Genomic DNA, 19,814 nt, shown 5'->3' with positions numbered 1-19,814 from the left:
TGGACAACCTCTCGTCGTAATCTCCAGCGATGCCCGCCATTGTCCAACTGCTGACAGCCTTTTTCCTCGCTTGCCTGAGCCTGACCGCCCATGGCGAGAAGTTGCGCATTGTCACCGAGCCCTGGGCCCCTTACGTCTACGAAGAACAGGGCAAGGCCCGGGGGCTGGATTACGAAACCACGGCCATTGTCTTCCAGCGCCTGGGGATCGAGGTCGAATGGCAGTTCCTGCCCTGGAAGCGCTGCCTGGCCATGCTCGAGCAGGGCCAGGCCGACGGCGCCCTGGACATCTTCCACAGCGACGAGCGCGAAAGCAGCCTGCTCTACCCCAACGAACCGTTGTCGGACGTCGAGTTCGTGATGTTCTACGCCAACGCCCGGCCCCACCCGTTCCGCACCCTGGAGGACCTGCGCGGGCTGACGGTGGGCACCTCCCCCGGCTACCTGTACAGCCAGGAATTTCGTGAGTCCACGCTGTTCACCCAGGAGCCGGCGCCGACCCACGAAGCCAACTTCGGCAAGCTGCTGCGCGGTCGCATCGACCTGCTGATCACCGACCGGCGGGTCGGCCAGTACCTGCTGGACCAACTGCAGATTCGCCAGCAGATCAGCGAAAACCCCGTGGTCATCAGCCGGCAAAGCCAGTTCCTGGCCGTGCGGCGCAACGCCGGCATGGACCTGCTGGTGCAACGTTTCGGTGCCGAACTCAAGCGTTTCAAGCAGGAACCGGCCTACGCCGAGTTGAGCGCTCGTTATGGAGCGGCGCCGGCCGTCGCCGGCTCCGACACCCCTGCGCTCGATAGGCCGCTGAAAACCGTTGAGCAGCAGGAACGCAGCGCGCGCTGATTGCTCTGTTATACTCCGGCCTTCCCGCCAGGCTCACGCCCGGACGCTCGACCCTGTTCAAGGCCTCTCGATACCGCTACAGCGCAGCCACAAGGCCCGCGCGAGCCCTCGCGAAGAGCCTTCAGGAGCCAGCAGGACCGGACGGGATTGCGTCCTCTTGAACGCCATTCGCGCCCGGCAAGACTATCCCTTTGGGCCAAGCCCTCACTAAAACAGGATTACTCATGTCCTTTGCTTCCCTCGGTCTCTCCGAGGCTTTAGTCGGCGCCATCGAAGCCGCCGGCTACACCCAGCCTACTCCGGTGCAACAGCGGGCCATTCCCGCCGTGTTGCAAGGTCGCGACCTGATGGTGGCGGCACAGACAGGTACTGGTAAAACCGGCGGTTTCGCCCTTCCGATCCTGGAACGGTTGTTTCCCAACGGTCACCCGGACAAATCCCAGCGTCACGGCCCGCGCCAACCGCGCGTCCTGGTCCTGACCCCAACCCGCGAACTCGCCGCGCAGGTGCATGACAGCTTCAAGCTCTATGCCCGCGACCTGAAGTTCGTCAGCGCCTGCATCTTCGGCGGCGTCGGCATGAACCCCCAGGTCCAGGCCATGGCCCGCGGCGTCGACGTGCTGGTGGCCTGCCCCGGCCGCCTGCTCGACCTGGCCGGCCAGGGCAGCGTCGACCTGTCGCACGTGGAAATCCTCGTGCTCGACGAGGCCGACCGCATGCTCGACATGGGCTTCGTCCACGACGTGAAGAAAGTCCTCGCGCGCCTGCCCGCCAAGCGCCAGAACCTGCTGTTCTCCGCGACGTTCTCCAAGGACATCACGGACCTCGCCGGTAAGCTGCTGCACAACCCCGAGCGCATCGAAGTCACGCCGCCGAACACCACGGTCGAGCGCATCGAGCAACGGGTGTTCCGCCTGCCCGCCAGCCACAAGCGTGCCTTGCTGGCCCACCTGATCACCGCCGGCGCCTGGGAACAGGTGCTGGTCTTCACCCGTACCAAGCACGGCGCCAACCGCCTGGCCGAGTACCTGGACAAGCACGGCCTGACCGCCGTCGCCATCCACGGCAACAAGAGCCAGAACGCCCGCACCAAGGCCCTGGCCGACTTCAAGGCCGGTGAAGTGCGCATCCTGGTCGCCACCGATATCGCTGCCCGCGGCCTGGACATCGACCAACTGCCGCATGTGGTCAACTTCGAGCTGCCGAACGTCGACGAAGACTACGTGCACCGCATTGGCCGTACCGGCCGTGCCGGTCGCTCGGGCGAAGCGATCTCGCTGGTTGCGCCGGACGAAGAGAAGCTGCTCAAAAGCATCGAGCGCATGACCAAGCAGAAGATCCCCGACGGCGATCTGGCAGGCTTCGACGCCAGCACCGTGGAAGCCGAGAAACCGGAAGTGCGCGAGCGTCCGGACGTGCGCAACCCGCGTAACTCCCGCAGCTCGCGCGGCGATGGCCCGAACGGCGGTGGCGGTGGCAGCGGTCGCAAAGACAAAGGCAAGGACAAAGGCAAGGACAAGGAAAAACCAGCCGCTCGCGGCGACCGTCCGGCCCGCGAACAGAAGCCGCGCGAAGGCACCCCGGCGCGCGAGCAGCGCCAGCCGAAGCCAAGCGCCGACCGTGACCCGGAAGAGTTCCTGGACGACGACGTGGATAACTTCGGCAACCGAGCCGACTACGTCAGCCCGTACCAGAACAAGAACCAGGGTCGCGGCCGCCGTCCGGGCGCGCCAAGCCAGGGCGCGGCCAACAACAATGCCCCACGCAGCGGCGGCCAGGGTCGCACCGGCGGTCAGCGCAACAACAATGGCGCCAATAGCGGGGGGGCTGGTGGTAGCGGCACCCCAGGCGCCAAGCGCAACGGCCCGCGCAGTGGCGCTCCACGTGACGGCCAGGCCCGTCGCGAAGAGTCGCGCAATCGCCGCCCGGCCCGTGACGACCAGTCGCGTCAGGAGCCGGCGGTGCAAAACCCTCGCGGCAACCAGCCAAAGATCATGCACAAGGAGTCGAAAGCCGACCGCTTCCCGACACCCGAGCAGCTCGATCAACTGCCAAGCCGTCCGCGTGGCGAGAAACCAGCCTTGCTGACCCGCAACCGCTGAGTTTTCCACGGCAATAAAAAACGCCCCTGATCGCAAGATCAGGGGCGTTTTTGTTTAGGCCAAGCGCTATGCCTGGGGCATTTCTTTGCTTCTGTCGCCGGTGCCGAGGCCGCAATCGAGCGGGAACCGGTCGCAGGCCTCGAGGGCCCAAGGTCCTGCGGACCTTTACGCAGCCTCGCAGGCTCGGCAGCGGCTACGGCGAAGCATTACTTCGCTTTCACACCTTCGAAGGTGATGTACAGCTGAACGGTGTCGGACTGCGGGCCAACATCCATCCCATCCTTGTTGAACTCTTTGCGGCTGATGCTGGTGGTGCCTTCGAAACCTGCGCGGTAGCCGCCCCATGGGTCCTTGCCTTCACCCAGGAAGGTGGCCTTGACCACGATTGGCTTGGTCACGCCGTGGAACGTCAGGTCGCCAGCTACATCAGCGGTCTGCTTGCCGTCAGCATTCTTGCCGGTAGGCTTGACGCTGGTGGACACGAACTTCGCGTCAGGGAATTTGCCCGACTCCAGGAAGTCCTTGCTGTTGACGTGCTTGTCGCGCTCGGCGTGGTTGGTGAACACGCTGGCGGTACGCACGTTGACTTCGATCTTGGCGTCTTCAGGCTTGGCTGCGTCGAAGCTGAACTTGCCGTCCAGGTCCTTGAAGGTCCCGGTGATGAAGCTGTAGCCCAGGTGGCTGATCTTGAAGTCGACGAAGGCGTGCTGGCCTTCCTTGTCGATCACATAGTCCGCGGCCATCGCCTGACCAGCAGACAGCAGGGCGGAACCGATTGCCAGAGCGGCGAGAGTCTTTTTCAACATGCTTTCTATTCCTTTTGAGTTGAGGTTGAACATCAGGCTTTGCGCCCCAGCATTCGAGTCAGGGTCGCGTCACGATCGATAAAGTGGTGTTTCAGCGCGGCCAGACCATGCAGCCCGGCAAAGATCACCAGGGCCCAGGCCAGGTACAGGTGCACCTCGCCAGCCACATCCGCCTGGTCCGGTAGACCGGAAACCAAGGCAGGAATTTCAAACAGGCCGAACACCGGGATCCCGACACCGTCTGCGGTGGAAATCAGGTAACCGGCAATCATCACAACGAACAGACTGAGATACAGAAAGGCATGGCCGAACAGGGCACCCAGGCGCGTCAGGCGGCCGTGGCTGGCCGGCGCGGGCGGCGGCGGGCTGACGAAGCGCCACAACACCCGCAGCAACATGACCGCGAACAGCGTCAGGCCGATGCTCTTGTGCAGCTCCGGCGCGTCTTTGCGCCAGGCGCTGTAGTAATCCAGCCCCACCATCCACAGGCCCAGGGCGAACAATCCAAAGACGACCAGCGCCACACTCCAGTGCAGAAAAATGCTGACCCAGCCGTAGCGGGAAGACGAATTACGTAGCTGCATTGCTTGAATCCTGTAAGAACTGCTGGCCAAGACTATCGGTTTAACTATCGAATTAAAGCGGAAATTTTCGCTTTGAAATATCGAGAAATACGATGTTGAGGGTACGAACAGTAAATTAACCAGGCATTAAGGTCTACGTGGGGCAAACGTGACGGAGCGTTCTGCCACCGCGTCGAATGGGTTCGCACCCCATGCAATGGGTTGTGACACAGCCAGGCATTGCATAGGCTTGCGCGATTGTTTGCCGGCGTGCTTCGACACCCCCTCCTGGAGACTGAACATGGGCCTCAACCAACAGTGGATGCAACGCGATCTCGCGGTGTTATGGCATCCCTGCACCCAGATGAAAGACCACGAGCAACTGCCGCTGATCCCGATCAAGCGGGGCGACGGCGTATGGCTGGAAGACTTCGAAGGCAAACGCTACCTCGATGCCGTCAGCTCCTGGTGGGTCAACGCCTTCGGCCATGCCAACCCGCGCATCAACCAGCGCATCAAGGATCAGGTCGACCAGCTGGAGCACGTGATCCTCGCCGGTTTCAGCCACCAGCCGGTGATCGAGCTGTCCGAGCGCCTGGTACAGATCACGCCGGAAGGCCTGACCCGCTGCTTCTACGCCGACAACGGTTCGTCGTGCATCGAAGTGGCGATGAAGATGAGCTTCCACTACTGGTTCAACCGCGGCCAGAAAGACAAGAAGCGCTTCGTCACCCTGACCAACAGCTACCACGGCGAAACCATCGCCGCGATGTCGGTGGGCGATGTGCCGCTGTTCACCGAAACCTACAAGGCCCTGCTGCTGGACACCCTCAAGGTGCCGAGCCCGGACTGCTACCTGCGCCCTGAGGGCATGGGCTGGGAAGAACACTCGCGCAACATGTTCGCCGCCATGGAACAGACCCTGGCCGAACACCATGCAACTATCGCCGCGGTGATCATCGAACCGCTGATCCAGGGCGCCGGCGGCATGCGCATGTACCACCCGGTGTACCTCAAGCTGCTGCGCGAGGCCTGCGACCGCTATGGCGTGCACCTGATCCACGACGAAATCGCCGTTGGTTTCGGTCGTACCGGGACGATGTTCGCCTGCGAGCAGGCCGGTATCCGCCCGGACTTCCTCTGCCTGTCCAAGGCCCTGACCGGTGGCTACCTGCCGCTGGCTGCGTGCCTGACCACCGACGAGGTCTACAGCGCCTTCTACGACGACTATCCGACCCTGCGCGCCTTCCTCCACTCCCACAGCTACACCGGCAACCCACTGGCCTGTGCGGCGGCGCTGGCGACCCTGGATATCTTCGAGCAGGACAACGTCATCGAGAACAACCGGGCCCTGGCCCAGCGCATGGCCAGCTCGACCGCGCACCTGGCGGACCATCCGCACGTCGCCGAAGTGCGCCAGACCGGCATGGTGCTGGCCATCGAGATGGTCCAGGACAAGGCCAGCAAAGCCGCCTACCCGTGGCAGGAACGCCGTGGCCTGAAAGTCTTCCAGCACGCCCTGGAGCGCGGGGCCCTACTGCGCCCGCTGGGCAGCGTGGTGTATTTCCTGCCGCCTTACGTGATCACGCCGGAGCAGATCGACTTCCTCGCAGAAGTCGCCAGCGAAGGCATCGACATCGCCACCAGCGACAAGGTCAGCGTGGCCGTGCCCAAGGACTTCCACCCGGGCTTCCGCGATCCGGGCTGACGCTTTCGTGGGCAGTCTCGCTCCCCTGTAGGAGCGAGACTGCTCGCGAAAAAATCCGACTGCCCCACAACGCTCAAGAATCTTCCCCAGAGAACCACCATGAGACTGTCCCGCTTCTTTATCGACCTCCCCCTGAGCCTCGGCCAGCACGAACTGCCCGAAGCCCAGGCCCATTACATCGGACGCGTGCTGCGCATGGCCGAGGGCGATGCGTTGCAGCTGTTCGACGGCTCGGGCAACGAGTTTCGCGGCACGCTGCTGGAAGTCGGCAAGAAACGCGTGGTGGTCCAGCTCGACGACAGCTTCGCCGGCCAGGTCGAGTCGCCGCTGCAGATCCACCTCGGCCAGGGCCTGTCCCGGGGCGAGCGCATGGACTGGGCGATCCAGAAGGCCACTGAACTGGGGGTCAATGAAATCACCCCGATCTTCAGCGAGCGCTGCGAAGTGCGGCTCAAGGACGAACGCGCCGACAAGCGCCTGGCCCACTGGCGCCAGGTGGCGATCAGCGCGTGCGAACAATGCGGGCGCTCGCGGGTGCCGGTGATTCATCCACCACTGCTGCTGGCCGACTGGATCAAACAGACCCAGGCCGACCTCAAGCTGGTGCTGCACCCAGTGGCCGAGCCGCTGCTCAGCCATGCCAAGCCGACAAGCCTGGCGTTCCTGATCGGGCCGGAAGGCGGGTTGTCCGACGCCGAGGTGGAGCAGGCGCAACAGGCAGGCTTTCATTCGGCGCGCCTCGGCCCGCGGGTGTTGCGCACCGAGACCGCGCCCGTGGTGGCGCTGGCGGTGGCGCAACAACTCTGGGGCGATTTCTAACCCACATCTGCCTGCGTAGGAGCTAGGCTTGCCCGCGAGGCGTTTTGCCTGACACACCGCGGCGCGGCCATCGCCAGCAAGCTGGGCTCCTACAGAAGCCCGTCGGCAGCAGCCCCGCCTCCGTACGCAGCGTTTACTCCACCGGGTCGCTCACCGGCTTGGCGATGATCGCCTTCAACTCGCTGGTCATCGGGAATTCCAGGTTCAGGCCCTTGGGTGGAATCGGCTGCTCGAACCAGCGCTGGTAGATGCCGTTGATCTCCCCGGAGCGGTACAGGTCCGCCAGGGTGGCGTTGACCAGTTCGAGGAACTGCGGATCATCCTTGCGCACCATGCAGCTGTAGATCTCCCGCGACTGCTCCTCGCCGACCACCACCCAGTTGTGCGGATCGCGGGCCTTGGCCCGTTCGCCGTAGAGCAGCGCGTCGTCCATGTAGAACGCTGCGGCACGCCCCGATTGCAGCATCTGGAAGGCTTCGCCGTGGTCCTTGGCGCTGATCACGAACATATCGATCTTGTGCTCGACGTTGTAGCTCTTGAGGAACCGCTCGTTGGTGGTGCCGGCGGTGGTCACCACGTTCTTGCCGCGCAGGTCGGCGAAGCTTTTGATCCCACTGTCCTTGGCGGTCAGCAACTGGCCTTTGACGTAGATGAAACCATAGGAAAACGCCACCTGCTTCTGCCGTTCGGCCGTGACCCCGGTGGAACCGCACTCCAGGTCGACGGTGCCGTTCTGCACCAGCGGGATGCGCGTTTGCGAGGTCACCAGGTTGTACTTCACCGCCAGTTGCGGCAGCGCCAGTTTGTCGCGAATGCGCTCGACGATCTTGCTGGCCAGGTCCACCGAGTAGCCCATGGGTTTGCCGCTGTTGTCGCCCACGTAAGAGAACGGCACCGAGGCATCGCGATAACCCAGGGTAATACTGCCGGCATTGGCGATCTTGCCCAGGGTGCCGGTCAGCGGCGCCTCGCTGGCGTACAGTGGCGAGCCGAGCAACAGGCCGAGGGTGCAGCCAAGCAACGTGATTTTTTGCATTGTTATTCTCCGTTGTGGGTGAAGGCGTTAGCGGCGAACCGCGATGACGGTGATTTCCACCAATATTTCCGGGCGCGCCAGCGCGGCCTGCACCGTGGTGCGGCTCGGCGCCTGCCCGGGCGACAGCCAGGCCGACCAGACCTCGTTCATCGCCGCGAAATCCTGCTGGATGTCTTTCAGGTAAATAGTCGCGCTGAGCAGATGATCCTTGTCGCTGCCGGCCTCGGCCAGCAAGGCATCGATCTTGGCCAGCACTTCGCGGGTCTGGCCCGCCGCATCCGTGGCCGAACCCGGCACTTGGCCGGACAGAAACACCAGCTCGGCAAAGCTCACGACGCCGCTGAGACGCTCGTTGGTGTGAAGACGCTGGATAGTCATGGAACCGCTCCTTGTACGCAGAAAAAGTCAGGCGGCATGGGGCGCGAGGCCCTGCATGTCGATGGAAGGCCGGCGCTGGCCGATCAGCTCGGCCAACAGGCGCCCGCTGCCGCAAGCCAGGGTGAAACCCAGGGCGCCATGGCCGAGGTTGAGCCACAGGTTGCGAAAACCGCTGGCGCCGATCAGCGGCACGCCGCTGGGGGTCGCCGGGCGCATGCCGGCCCATTCGACGGCGGCGTCGTAATCGCCGGCGTTGCCAAAGGTTTCCCGGGCCTGGCGCTGCATCAGGGCCAGGCGCTTGGGGTCCAGGGCCGGGTCGAAGCCGACGATATCGACCATGGCCGCCACCCGCAGCTGCTGGCCGATCCGCGCGTAGACGATCTTGCGGTTGTAGTCGGTGATGCTGATGTCCGGCGCCCGGTGCCCCGCGCCGATCGGCACGCTGAGGCTGTAGCCCTTGAGCGGGTACAGCGGCAGCTTCAGGCCGGGCAAGGCCAGTTCGCCGCTGCGATGGCCAGCGGCGAGGATCAGCTGATCCACCGCCAGTACCTCGTCGCCCAGCTCGATAGCCTGCACCTGGCCGTTCGCTTGGCGAATGCCCGTGACCTGGCGCCCCGCCAATAGCTGGCAGCGCCCGGAAGCGTGCAGCCGCGCCACCAGCTGCTGGCAGAAGGCGTGGCAGTCGGCCACTTCTTCGTCCGGGGTGAAGATGCCGCCGACGAAGGGCGCGCCGCCAAGGGTCGGCTCCAGATGCACGCATTCACCGGCGGACAACACCTGCTGCTGGCGCGGGTCGGCCAGGCCCTGACGGGCATGCTCGAAGCTGGCGGTTTCGCGGAAAGTCACCAGCTTGCCGTTGCGCCGCCAGTGGAAACCGTCCAGGCCGTCCTCGTCGCGCCAGCGCTGCAAGGTGGCCTGGCTCAACAGCGCCAGGCGCAGCAGATGGGCACCGTTGCGTCGGTTGACCGAACCGCGGCAGGCCGCCAGGAACCCGGCCAGCCATCGCCATTGCGCCGGGTCCAGGCGCGGGCGCAGCTTGAGCGGCGAGTCGCCACGCAGCATCCAGCCCAGGGCCTGCCAGGGCACGCCGGCATCGGCCAGCGGCGCCACATAGCGGTACGACAGCTGGCCGCCGTTGGCGAAGCTGGTCTGGCTGGCGAAGGACTCCCGCGCCTCCACCAGGCTGACCTCGAACCCCTCGCGAACCAGGGCATAGGCGCTGGCGAGGCCAATGACCCCGCCGCCGATGATGCAAACCCGCTGTGCCATGTCAGTCCTTAAACCGGTGTTGAGCGGGCTTCAGGTTAGGAGCAGATGACAGGCGCGGGACAATGAATAAAGATGAGCCACCCATAAACAAAGGTTATGGACTGATCATGCGACTGCGCCATATCGAGATTTTCCAGGCCATCCGCCAGACCGGCTCGGTCAGCGGCGCCGCTCAATTGCTCCACGTCTCCCAACCGGCGGTGACCAAGGTCTTGCAACACGCCGAGCAGCAACTGGGCTTCCCGCTGTTCCTGCGGGTCAAGGGCAAGTTGCAGGCCACTCCCGAGGCCCTGGAGCTGGAGCGTGAGGTCGACAAGGTCAGCGAAAGCCTGCAAGGGGTGCGGCGCCTGGCCCAGAGCCTGCGCCGCGAGCCGGGCCACAGCCTGCGCATCGGCGCCACGCCGGCGCTGGCCCTGTCGCTGTTGCCGCCGGCCATCCACCAGTGGACCCGGCGCTACCCGGATATCGTCTGCGAGCTGTCCAGCGCCCACAGCCGCGAACTGGTGCAGAACCTGCTGATGCGCGAGATCGACGTCGCCCTGACCCTGCAACGCCCGGACCATCCGGGGCTGACCGCCCAGGCCCTGGCTCGCGGCGTGCTGGTGGCGCTGGCGCCGCTGGACTACTGGCCGCACGCTGCCAGGGGCACGCCGCTGCCGTTGCAGGAACTGGCGGGCGCGCCGCTGATCGGCCTGTCCAGCGCCGACCCGCTGGCGGCGAAACTCGACGGTTACCTGAAAGCCGTGGAACCGGCGCCGCGGGTCGGCATTGCCGTGCAGACCTATTCCCTGGCCCGGGCCATGGTCGAATCCGGGGCCGGGCTGGCGGTGATCGACCCGTTCACCGCCCTCGGCGCCTCCCCCGCCAGCACCGCGATCCGCCCGCTGATGCCCGCGCTGCCGATCACCCTGTACGCCGTGACCCGCGCCGCCGAGGCGCTGCCGCACACCTTGAGCAGCCTGCTGGAGATCTTCGCCAAACAGGCGCAGGAGCAGCTGGATCGGTTGATGGCCGCAGATTGAGGTTGCCTGTCAGGACGTCATCGCGAGCAAGCTTCGCTCCTACAGAAGCACGCGAAACGTCAGGACCTGCGCCGCACCTGTAGGAACGAGGCTTGCCCGCGATGAACGATGACGCGGTTCCCGATCACAACACGTAAAAGAAGATCGCCACGAAGTGCAACAGACTGCCGGCGATCACAAACAGGTGCCAGATCCCATGGGCGTGGCGCAAACGGCTGTCGAGGGCAAAGAAGACGATGCCGACGGTGTAGAGCACCCCACCCATGGCCAGCCAGGTGAAGCCGGCCGTGCCCAGGGCCGCCAGCAGGGGCTTGACCGCCACCAGCACGATCCAGCCCATGACCGCGTAAATCACGATGGACAGGATGCGCGCCTCGGAGCGCGGCTTGATTTCCTGCAAGATGCCGATCAGCGCCAGCCCCCAGACGATCCCGAACAGCGTCCAGCCCCAGGGCCCGCGCAGGGTCACCAGGCAGAACGGCGTGTAGCTGCCGGCGATCAGCAGGTAGATGGAGAAGTGGTCGACCTTCTGCATGATGTTCTTCGCTCGCCCGCGCACGCTGTGGTACACGGTCGAGGCGCTGTACAGCACCAGCAGGGTGAAGCCGTAGATCGCCACGCTGACGATCTTCCACGGGCTGCCGTCGAGGCTGGCCAGCACCACCAACCAGATCCCCCCGACCAGCGCCGCCACCGCGCCGACCAGGTGCGTCCAGGCGTTGAGTCGTTCCCCGTGATACATGTGCCACTCACCTCCCAAGGCGAAATCTGCGCAAGGCTCAGGCCTGTAGCCTGCAAGCGCAATGTTTCCGAATAAGGTATGGACGAAAAAACCTCCAGCCAAGTCATGACCCGGCAGGCACAATCGAACCATTCGACCAAGAGTGCCGACCATGCTGATCGACGAAGAGTTGACCCTGAAAAAGCTCGAAGTGTTTCTCGCCTTCATGCGCACCGGCAACCTGGCCCGCGCCGCCGCCGAGTTGCAGACCAGCAATGTCAGCGTGCACCGGGCCATCCACTCCCTGGAAAGCGCCCTGCGCTGCCCGCTGTTCAAGCATGAAGGGCGCAACCTGACGCCACTGGAAAGCGCCTTCGTCCTGGAAGAGCGGGCGCAGAAGCTGATCCAGGACGTGGTCGAAAGCGTGCGCCTGACCCGCGAAGCCGCCGGGTTCTCGGCGGAGCGCTTCAAGCTCGGCTCCCTGTATTCGCTGACGGTGAAGACCGTGCCGCAGCTGATCATGGGCCTGAAGCTGCGCCGCAGCGAGCTGAACATCGACCTGATCCTGGGCTCCAACATCGACCTGCTGTACAAGCTCAAGAACATGGAAGTCGACGCGATCCTGGTGTCGCTGGACGACAGCGTCAGCGACCCGGACTGCGAGCAGATCCCGCTGTTCTCCGACGATATCTTCCTGGCGACGCCCGCCGACTCGCCGTTCGCCCAGCAGGCCGAAGTCGACCTCAGCGACGTGCGCGACGCGACCTTCATCACCCTGACCCAGGGTTTCGCCACCCACCAGGACGGGGTGCGGGTGTTCAAGCAGGCAGGCTTCGAGCCGAAGGTGGCGATGCAGGTCAACGACATCTTCACCCTGCTGAGCATGGTCAGCTCGGGGGTGGGCTATGCCTTGCTGCCGGGAAGGATCGCGGCGGTGTACGAAAACCGCGTGAAGCTGATTCCGCTGCAGGCGCGCTACCGCCTGCAACAGCATATCGGCGTGGTGTTTCTCAAGGCCAAGGAACGCGATCCGAACCTGTTGGCGCTGTTGGCGGAATGCCGGATGTATTCGCGCGGGTCATGAGGACGCCATCGCGAGCAAGCTCGCTCCTACAAGGTACACGGCGTCTGTAGGAGCGAGCTTGCTCGCGATAAGGCCAGAAGGCCCTAGCCCACCAACCCACGCACGATGAAAAACAACAACGAAGGCCCAAGCAGGCACCCCAGCCCGGTATGGAAGGTCGCGGTCAGCGCGCCATAAGGCACCAGGCGCCGGTCGGTCGCCGCCAGCCCCGCGGTCACGCCGCTGACGGTGCCGGCCAGGCCGCCGAAGACCATCGCCGAGCGCGGGTTGTCCAGGCCCATCCAGCGCGCCGCCATGGGCGTGCCGACCATCACCAGGATCGCCTTGATCAGCCCGGTGGCGATGGACAGCGCCACCACATCGGAACTGGCGCCAATCGCCGCGCCGGTCACCGGACCGACGATATAGGTCACCGCGCCGGCGCCGATGGTGGTCATGCTCACCGCGTCGCGGTAACCGAAGGCCCAGGCGATGCTCGCGCCCACGATGAACGGCAGCACCGTGCCCAGCAGCAATGCGATGGCGCCGATCATTCCGGCCTTGCGCGCCTCGGTGGCCTGTACCTCGAAGGCCGTGGCGACAATTGCGAAGTCGCGCAGCATGGCGCCGCCCATCAGGCCGATCCCGGAAAACAGCGCCAGGTCCGCCAAGCCCTTTTGCCCGCCGGTGAGCGTACCGCCGACCCAGGCCAATACCAGGCCGATGACGATGGCGATGGCCGAGCCGTGCACCCGGCCGAAGGTCAGGCGCTTGGACAGCAGCACCGAAATCCACATGATCACGCCGACGAAGGCGAAGGCGGTGACCAACCCGTTGTGTTCCAGGCCTTTCTCGATCAGGTCCCACATATCAGCGTCCCCCTGCCGGCGCGGCATCGGGAGCGGCACCGTCCGGCTCGTCCGGCAACGGTTCGCCTTTGTGGGTACGGCTGATCAGGGCGATGGTGCAGCCGCAGAGCAGCACCGAACCGATGGCCGCCAGCACCGCCACCGGGCCGCCGCGCAGGGCGGTGACCACGTTCTGTTGCGCGGCCATGGCCACCACCACCGGGATGTACATGGCGCCCCAGAAGCCGACGCCCATCTCGCAGTCCTTGGTCATGCCGCCGCGCTTTTGCATCCACAAACGCGCGCAGATCAACAGGATCATCGCGATGCCCACGCCGCCGACGTTGGACTTCACCCCCAGCAGCACGCCGAGCATGTCACCGATAATCACCCCTGCCAGCGTACAGATCGCCAGCAGCGCCACACCGTAGATAATCATTGTTGTAATCCTCAAAGTGCATCGTCGAAGTTGTTGTTTTTGTGCTTCGCCAGCTTGAGTCGGTGTCTAGGGTCGGCGGCTTCCCTCCTCACGCAGCAGCGCTTGCAAGGTGTCGAGCCGGGCGCCGTCGCAGGCAATCACGGTGCCTTGCTCGAACACCCGGCGCGCCAGGCCCGTGAGCACCGCGCCGGGCGGCAGCTCGATCTGCAACCGCACGCCGCGCTCGTAGGCGCTTTGCACGGTGCCGCGCCAATCCACCACCCGGCACATGTTGAAGGCCAGGTCGTCGCGCAGTTGCTCCGGGGTGCGCAACGGCCGGGCCCGGCTGCCGCTGAGATAGCCCAGGCGCGGCGGCTGCAAGGTCACCCCGGCGAAGGCCTCGGCCAAGGCCCGGGCCGGTTGCTCCAGCAGCGGGCAATGGGACGGCACGCTGACCGCCAGGCGCTTGGCCACACCGACCCCGCAGCCCCGGGCCAGCTCGGCGACCTGGGCCATGGCCGCTTCGCTGCCGGCGATCACCACCTGGCTGTCGGCATTGATATTGGCCAGGTACACCGGGTTCTCCGGGCTGTGCACCCGCGCCAGTAAAGCCTCCACCGCCGCCAACTCCAGGCCGATGATCGCGGTCATGCCATATCCCTGGGGATAGGCCTGCTGCATCAGTTCGCCGCGCAGGCTGACCAGACGCAGCGCATCGCTGAAATCCAACGCCCCAGCCACCACCGCAGCCGGGTAGGCACCAATCGACAGGCCGGCCACGTAATCCGCCTGCGCCCCGTTTTCCAGCAGCACCCGGGCATTGGCCACGCCAGCGATCAGCAGGCACAACTGCACGGCACGGGTGCTGGCGAGGGCCGCGGGCGTATCCAGGCCCAGGGCATCCTCGCCCAACACTTCGCTGGCCTGTTGCAGGCAGGCCTGCGCCACGGCGCTGGGCGGCAGGCGATGGAGCATCCCCGGCTGCTGCGCGCCCTGGCCCGGAAATACCAGCAGGCTGCTCACGCCACCTGCTCCAGGGCTTGCCACGGGTCGTCGACCAGCCGCGCGCCGCTGGCGCTTTTCAGCAGTACCCGGGGCGAAGCGCCGGCCCACTCGCGCAGGGCCACGGCGCCATTGGGCACCTGCAATTGCATGTCCACCGGGCAGGCGGCGCCGTCAAGCAATGCCAGCAATGTCCGGGCTTGCTCCCGGCTCATGGGCTGTTCGGTGCGCAGGATCAGGTCCAGGTCGCTGGCTTGATGCAACGCCGGCACACCGCTGGCCAGTTCGAAACCGGCACTGCCGCTGACACCCCAGGTCCAGCTGCCGCTATCCAGCGACGCGCGGAGTTGAGCCAGTGCTTGCAGCGCCGGCCAGCCACGATCCGACTCGACATGGCACAGGTCTTCCGGCCGCACCCGACGCTGGATGTCCGCCACCGCCATCAGCGTTGCATAACGCTGCTCGCGCAACGCGCCGCGCACGCCCACCGCCACCTGCCCCGGCGCGGTCAGCGCGCGGCGCACCACCACCGGCTGCCCCGCGGCCATGGCCGCCACCGCCCAGGCCGGGACCTCGGCGGGCAACTGCCCCGGGGTCAGGCCCCAGAGCAGGTCATGGGGCAACAAGGTGCCATGCAGGGCGCTCACCATTGCTCGCGCAACAACTGGCGGACGCGGCTGGAAGCGCCGCGGTTGCTGGCGCCCAGGCGGCTCGACAGGTCGCGGCCATGGGCCCGCACATCGGCAATCGCCTGGCTCAGGCACTGCCGCACCCGGGCCAGATCGTCCGCGCTCGGCTGTTCGATCCGGCTGACCTCCAGGGTCTCCCAGAGCAGGCCAAGGCTGGCGTAGCTGTCAATGTCGTAGGCCATGGGCGGCACGCTGGCGGCCAGGGCTTCCAGTTCCTCGACGCTGCGCAGGGTGACCCGCGCCGCCGAGGCCTTGCCCATGGCATGCACCATCACCCCCGGGTCGCGCAGGGCGATCAGGCGATTGGCCTGGTAGCCGTGGGCCAGGAAGGCCCCGGACATGGCCTTGCCCACCAGCAGACCGATCACCGGATGCCCGGCCAGCCGTGCCCGGGCATAACTGTCGGCGGCCGCGGCCAAGGCCTGGTGGATACCCAGGGCTTCTTCGCGCCGCCCATAGGCCTGGCTCGGCACATCGACGATGGCGATCAATGCGCGCTTGGCGCTCTGCTCGCGATCGGCTTCGATCGCCTCGTCCACCGCCTTGGCCAGACCCCAGCCTTCCAACAGGCCGACCTCGCCTTTACGCGCCCGGACGAAAGGGTTGGCCGGGTCGGCGACCACCGCGATAAAGCGCGCCGGCTGTTCGCCCAGCGTGCCGTCCGCCACCCGCAACGACGCGGGCAAACCATCTACCGGGGTCGCCCCGGCGCTCAACGCCGCGAACCAGTGCAGGCCCCTCAGGGAATAAGCGCTCATCAGCGGTCTCCTCGATACAGCTGGCGAACCGTTGCCGGTTCGATCTGCGGCTGGGTGTCCAGCCGGGCCAGGCGTTGCAGGTACAGCTCGGCCTGACGGCTGCGTTGCACATCGGGCAAGCCCTGGGCCAGCAGTTCGCCGAGCTGCTGGCGGATCTGCGCCACGTCGTCGGCCACATAACGGTCGGCCAGGCCGCTGGCGAAACGCTGCTCGCCGCCGGTCAGGCTCCAGATAAAGGGCCGGTCGCGGGAGTCGTATTCCTCCAGGCCCGCTTCCTGTTCGATCACTTGCGGGCCGTTGAGGCCCAGGCGCGCCTCCTGGGTCACCAGCAGGTAGCTGCACAACCCCGCGGCAATCGACATGCCGCCAAAACAGCCAACGCTGCCGGCCACAATGCTGATCACCGGTTGGTACTGGCGCAGGTCGACGATGGCCGCATGGATGTCGGCAATCGCCGCCAGCCCGAGGTTGGCCTCCTGCAAGCGCACGCCGCCGGTTTCCAGCAGCAGCACGGCGCGAGTGGCAATGCCGTTGCGGTTGTCTTCGGCGGCTAGCTCCAGGGCGCCGGCGATCTTCGCCCCGCCGACTTCGCCCAGGCTGCCGCCCTGGAACGCGCCTTCGATGGCGGCGATCACCACGGGCAAGCCGTCGATGCTGCCCTTGGCGATGACCACGCCGTCGTCGGCCTGGGGCACCACGCCCTGGCGGGCCAGCCACGGCGACATCACGCGCTGGAACGGGTCGAGCAGTTCGCGAAAGCTGCCGGCGTCGAGCAAGGCCTTGGCCCGTTGCCGGGCGCCGAGTTCGACGAAGCTGTGTTTGTTGAGCAAACGGGCGCTGTCAGTCATGGCCGATCTCCTCGAAGCCTTGCTCCAGGCGCAGGCGTACTACCCCCGGGGTGGCGCCGAAATCGTGAATGTCGATGCTCAGCGCCGGCGGCGTCTGGCCGTCGAACATGCGCGCGAACAGGTGTTGCCAGCGCGACGCGCTGCCGTTGACCGAGGTCTGCACCTGAATGCTCAGCTTGCCCGGCTGCCCGGGTTCGAGCAGCACTTCCAGGTCGCCCGAGCCGACACAGCCCACCAGCGCCCGGCCCCGGGCAGGCTGCCCGGCGGGAAATTCGAAAGACAAGGTTTCCATCACTCTGCTCCCTGGATAAAGGCGGCGCCGGAGGCGATCCGGTCGATCAGCAGGCAGGCCGCGAGCAAGTCCGCGGCGCCGCCGGGCGAGGCATTCAAGGCCAGCAGGCACTGGTCCAGCTCATGCAGCCGACGACGCCCGGCGAGGCTGGCGCTGCCGCCGGCCTCGAGCACCGCCTGGGCGCCCTGTTGCATGGCCTGCAAGCCTTCTTCGCCAGCGCGATAAAGCACGCAGGTATCGGCCAGGCCGCTCATGATCGCCAGCAGCGCATCGAGCCGGGCGTTCTGTTCGCCGTGCCCCTGGGCGCGGCTGCGCTGGAGTTGCGGCAGGCCGCGTTGCAGCACCGCCGGAAAGCCCAGCTGGGCTTCTTCGCGGGCGCCGCGCACGCCATAACGCAGCGCCACTTGCGCGCCGTGGCTGAGGGGCCGCGGCGCGTAACGGTCGTCCAGCAGCGCCAGGCGCGCGGCCCGCAGGCTGACGGCGCCGGCCGTATTGGCCTCGGGTTCCAGCGCGGCGGCGGCCACCAGCAGGCCCAGGGCCCAAATCGCCCCGCGGTGGGTGTTCACTCCATTGGTGGTGGCGAGCATCGCCGCTTCGCCCTCGCGGCCGATACGGCCCAGGGCTTCGCGCAGCGGCAAGCCGACGTCGCCGAACTCGCGGGCGGCTTCGGCCATTTCCTTGAAGGCCGGCCACAACGACAGGGCCGAGGCGTGCATCAGCCCCAGGTGCAGGTCGCTGTGGGCGCCGTTGCCGCGACGGTCGACCAGGGCCGGCTTGGGCGACAGGTCGGCTTCGTCGATCAGCGCGTCCACCGCCAGGTCCGCCAGGCGCTCGGCCAGGCTCAGGGGTTTGCTTTGCAGGTTGAAGGCGTGCATTTACCAGCTCCTGAACTTGGCGGGCGGGTTGTACAGGCCACCCGACCACTCCACCAGGTCGGCCACGCTCTTCGCCGCCAGCAGCTCGCGGGTGGCGTCGGTGCGGCGGATGCCGAGGTCTTCGGGCAGAGCGATCAAGCCTTCGCGGCGCATGCGCGCGGTGTCTTTCGGGTTGTGGCGCAGGCCGATGGCGGTGACCCCGGCCACCGCGGCGATCATCGCCTGGCGCTCTTCCAGCGAACGCGCCTTGTACAGGTAGGCGATGCCTTCCTCGGTCAGCAGGTGGGTCACGTCGTCGCCGTAGATCATGATCGGCGCCAGGGGCATGCCGCTTTTCTTCGCTACGTCCACCGCGTCCAGGGTCTCGACGAAGGTCGGTTTGCCGCCCTCCTGGAAGGTCTCGACCATCTGCACCACCAGCTTCTTGCCGCGCTCGAGCATCGGTTGCGGCGAGTCGTCGTGGCGCATATCCAACCAGGCCGGGGTGCCGTGGCGCCGGCCGCGGGGGTCGTGGCCCATGTTCGGCGCGCCGCCGAAGCCGGCCAGGCGGCCGCGGGTCACGGTGGAGGAATGGCCGTCGCCGTCGACCTGCAAGGTCGCGCCGATAAACAGGTCCACCGCGTACTGCCCGGCCAGCTGGCAGAACATCCGGTTGGAACGCAACGAACCGTCGCGCCCGGTGAAAAATACATCCGGCCGCGCGGCAATGTAGTTTTCCATACCCAGTTCGGTGCCGAAGCAATGCACGCTCTCCACCCAGCCGCTTTCGATGGCCGGGATCAACGTCGGGTGCGGGTTGAGGGTCCAGTTGCGGCAGATCTTGCCTTTCAGCCCCAGGGATTCGCCGTAGGTCGGCAAAATCAGCTCGATGGCCGCGGTGTTGAAACCGATGCCGTGGTTCAGCGACTGGACGTTGTGTTTCTCGTAGATGCCGCGGATCGCCATCATCGCCATCAGCACATGCACCGGCTTGATATGGCGCGGGTCACGGGTGAACAGCGGCTCGATATAGAACGGCTTGTCGGCCACCACCACGAAATCCACCCAGGACGCCGGGATATCCACCCGCGGCAGCTCGCTGACGTCGTCCACCAACTGATTGACCTGGACGATGACGATACCGTCGCTGAACGCCGCCGGCTCGATCAGCGCCGGGGTGTCCTCGGTGCTCGGCCCGGTGTAGATATTGCCCGCGCGGTCGGCCATGAACCCGGCCGACAGCACCACGTTGGGAATCAGGTCCACCACCAGCCGCGCATAGAGCTCGATGTAGGTATGGATCGCACCGATTTCCAGCAGGCCGTCTTCCAGCAACTGGCTGATGCGCAGGCTCTGGGTACCGGCGAAGGAAAAATCGAGCTTGCGCGCGATGCCGCGCTCGAACAGATCCAGATGCTCCGAGCGGCCGACGCTGGGCATGATCATGTGCAAATCGTGCAACTTCGCCGGATCGGCCTTGGCCAAGGAGCGAGAGAGGAAGTCCGCCTGCTTCTGGTTATTGCCCTCCAACACCACACGGTCGCCGGGCAGAATCAACGCCTCCAACGCCGCGACAATCTTGTCGGTGGGCAACACGGCGCCATCGGCCAGCGCCCGCACCTGCTCGAGCCGGCGCTGCTTCTCACTGCGCCGCCGCGTCCAGCGCGAGTCGGGGGATATTGTTGTTGTCATGCTCACTCCACGGGTTCGCTGTCGTGGCCGCTACCTTAGGAGCACAGGAGGCAAGGCATCAATCAAGCACAGCGGCGGATC

General features: G+C 66.0%; 21 protein-coding genes. 6 read left to right on the top strand and 15 right to left on the bottom strand.

What is annotated here, in order from left to right; genetic code table 11:
• The first annotated feature begins 29 nt into the window (after positions 1-29).
• Positions 30-845: a substrate-binding periplasmic protein gene (locus BTN82_RS30170; RefSeq protein ID WP_075122646.1), complete on the top strand. Its 816-nt coding sequence runs from the start codon at positions 30-32 to the stop codon at positions 843-845.
• 224 nt (positions 846-1,069) lie between these two features.
• Positions 1,070-2,947: a DEAD/DEAH box helicase gene (locus tag BTN82_RS30165; RefSeq protein ID WP_075122645.1), complete on the top strand. Its 1,878-nt coding sequence runs from the start codon at positions 1,070-1,072 to the stop codon at positions 2,945-2,947.
• 206 nt (positions 2,948-3,153) lie between these two features.
• Here BTN82_RS30165 and BTN82_RS30160 read toward each other — a convergent pair whose 3' ends face one another.
• Together BTN82_RS30160 and BTN82_RS30155 are read right to left on the bottom strand one after the other, a co-directional pair.
• Positions 3,154-3,753: a YceI family protein gene (locus BTN82_RS30160; RefSeq protein ID WP_007932534.1), complete on the bottom strand. Its 600-nt coding sequence runs from the start codon at positions 3,751-3,753 to the stop codon at positions 3,154-3,156.
• Positions 3,754-3,785: 32 nt separating this feature from the next.
• Positions 3,786-4,337: a cytochrome b gene (locus BTN82_RS30155; protein ID WP_075122644.1), complete on the bottom strand. Its 552-nt coding sequence runs from the start codon at positions 4,335-4,337 to the stop codon at positions 3,786-3,788.
• A 280-nt stretch (positions 4,338-4,617) separates the two neighbouring features.
• On the opposite strand from BTN82_RS30155, the gene BTN82_RS30150 reads away from it, so the two are divergent.
• Together BTN82_RS30150 and BTN82_RS30145 are read left to right on the top strand one after the other, a co-directional pair.
• Entirely contained in the window at positions 4,618-6,024 is a 1,407-nt protein-coding gene (locus BTN82_RS30150) for an adenosylmethionine--8-amino-7-oxononanoate transaminase (RefSeq protein WP_075122643.1), read from the top strand.
• Positions 6,025-6,123: 99 nt separating this feature from the next.
• Complete coding sequence (locus BTN82_RS30145; RefSeq protein WP_075122642.1) at positions 6,124-6,843, top strand: 16S rRNA (uracil(1498)-N(3))-methyltransferase; 720 nt, start codon at positions 6,124-6,126, stop codon at positions 6,841-6,843.
• A 133-nt stretch (positions 6,844-6,976) separates the two neighbouring features.
• Here the strand turns inward: BTN82_RS30145 and BTN82_RS30140 are convergent, their stop codons facing one another.
• Genes BTN82_RS30140 through BTN82_RS30130 form a run of 3 tightly spaced genes read right to left on the bottom strand, consistent with a single transcriptional unit; the run spans position 6,977 to position 9,526 of the window.
• Positions 6,977-7,879, bottom strand: a complete 903-nt coding sequence (locus BTN82_RS30140) for a transporter substrate-binding domain-containing protein (RefSeq protein ID WP_075122641.1) — start codon at positions 7,877-7,879, stop codon at positions 6,977-6,979.
• 27 nt (positions 7,880-7,906) lie between these two features.
• Entirely contained in the window at positions 7,907-8,257 is a 351-nt protein-coding gene (locus BTN82_RS30135; protein ID WP_075122640.1) for a RidA family protein, read from the bottom strand.
• Between the two features lie 27 nt (positions 8,258-8,284).
• Positions 8,285-9,526, bottom strand: coding sequence for a D-amino acid dehydrogenase (locus BTN82_RS30130; RefSeq protein WP_075122639.1), 1,242 nt, complete (start codon positions 9,524-9,526; stop codon positions 8,285-8,287).
• A 107-nt stretch (positions 9,527-9,633) separates the two neighbouring features.
• Between BTN82_RS30130 and BTN82_RS30125 the strand changes: the two genes are divergently transcribed.
• The gene (locus tag BTN82_RS30125; RefSeq protein ID WP_075122638.1) at positions 9,634-10,548 is read left to right on the top strand and encodes a LysR family transcriptional regulator; all 915 of its coding nucleotides are present in this window, start codon (positions 9,634-9,636) and stop codon (positions 10,546-10,548) included.
• A gap of 124 nt (positions 10,549-10,672) precedes the next feature.
• Here BTN82_RS30125 and trhA read toward each other — a convergent pair whose 3' ends face one another.
• Positions 10,673-11,290 (bottom strand): PAQR family membrane homeostasis protein TrhA, encoded by a 618-nt coding sequence (gene trhA, locus BTN82_RS30120; RefSeq protein WP_075122637.1) that lies wholly within the window; start codon positions 11,288-11,290, stop codon positions 10,673-10,675.
• Positions 11,291-11,441: 151 nt separating this feature from the next.
• On the opposite strand from trhA, the gene BTN82_RS30115 reads away from it, so the two are divergent.
• Complete coding sequence (locus BTN82_RS30115) at positions 11,442-12,353, top strand: LysR substrate-binding domain-containing protein (RefSeq protein WP_075122636.1); 912 nt, start codon at positions 11,442-11,444, stop codon at positions 12,351-12,353.
• An 83-nt stretch (positions 12,354-12,436) separates the two neighbouring features.
• Here BTN82_RS30115 and madM read toward each other — a convergent pair whose 3' ends face one another.
• From madM to mdcA, 9 genes are all read right to left on the bottom strand, one after another.
• Complete coding sequence (gene madM / locus BTN82_RS30110; protein ID WP_075122635.1) at positions 12,437-13,201, bottom strand: malonate transporter subunit MadM; 765 nt, start codon at positions 13,199-13,201, stop codon at positions 12,437-12,439.
• Between the two features lies 1 nt (position 13,202).
• On the bottom strand, positions 13,203-13,619 hold the full coding sequence (gene madL, locus BTN82_RS30105) for a malonate transporter subunit MadL (protein ID WP_075122634.1): 417 nt from the start codon (positions 13,617-13,619) through the stop codon (positions 13,203-13,205).
• A gap of 66 nt (positions 13,620-13,685) precedes the next feature.
• Complete coding sequence (gene mdcH, locus BTN82_RS30100) at positions 13,686-14,621, bottom strand: malonate decarboxylase subunit epsilon (protein ID WP_075122633.1); 936 nt, start codon at positions 14,619-14,621, stop codon at positions 13,686-13,688.
• Positions 14,618-15,238 carry a malonate decarboxylase holo-ACP synthase gene (locus BTN82_RS30095; RefSeq protein ID WP_410002852.1) on the bottom strand — a complete coding sequence of 207 codons (621 nt, stop codon included), beginning with the start codon at positions 15,236-15,238 and terminating at the stop codon, positions 14,618-14,620. Before BTN82_RS30095 ends, mdcH begins: the two co-directional genes overlap by 4 nt.
• A gap of 5 nt (positions 15,239-15,243) precedes the next feature.
• Entirely contained in the window at positions 15,244-16,047 is an 804-nt protein-coding gene (gene mdcE, locus BTN82_RS30090; protein WP_075122631.1) for a biotin-independent malonate decarboxylase subunit gamma, read from the bottom strand.
• Complete coding sequence (locus BTN82_RS30085; protein ID WP_075122630.1) at positions 16,047-16,895, bottom strand: biotin-independent malonate decarboxylase subunit beta; 849 nt, start codon at positions 16,893-16,895, stop codon at positions 16,047-16,049. Before BTN82_RS30085 ends, mdcE begins: the two co-directional genes overlap by 1 nt.
• Positions 16,888-17,187: a malonate decarboxylase subunit delta gene (locus BTN82_RS30080; protein ID WP_075122629.1), complete on the bottom strand. Its 300-nt coding sequence runs from the start codon at positions 17,185-17,187 to the stop codon at positions 16,888-16,890. Before BTN82_RS30080 ends, BTN82_RS30085 begins: the two co-directional genes overlap by 8 nt.
• Entirely contained in the window at positions 17,187-18,062 is an 876-nt protein-coding gene (locus BTN82_RS30075) for a triphosphoribosyl-dephospho-CoA synthase (protein ID WP_075122628.1), read from the bottom strand. Before BTN82_RS30075 ends, BTN82_RS30080 begins: the two co-directional genes overlap by 1 nt.
• Entirely contained in the window at positions 18,063-19,733 is a 1,671-nt protein-coding gene (gene mdcA / locus BTN82_RS30070; protein WP_075122627.1) for a malonate decarboxylase subunit alpha, read from the bottom strand.
• Between the last annotated feature and the right edge of the window lie 81 nt (positions 19,734-19,814).

Source organism: Pseudomonas chlororaphis (genome assembly GCF_001921865.1).
GTDB classification, from domain to species: Bacteria; Pseudomonadota; Gammaproteobacteria; order Pseudomonadales; family Pseudomonadaceae; genus Aquipseudomonas; species Aquipseudomonas chlororaphis_D.
Note: the sequence above shows the minus strand (reverse complement) of the source record. Positions and strands in the feature narration are given on the sequence as shown.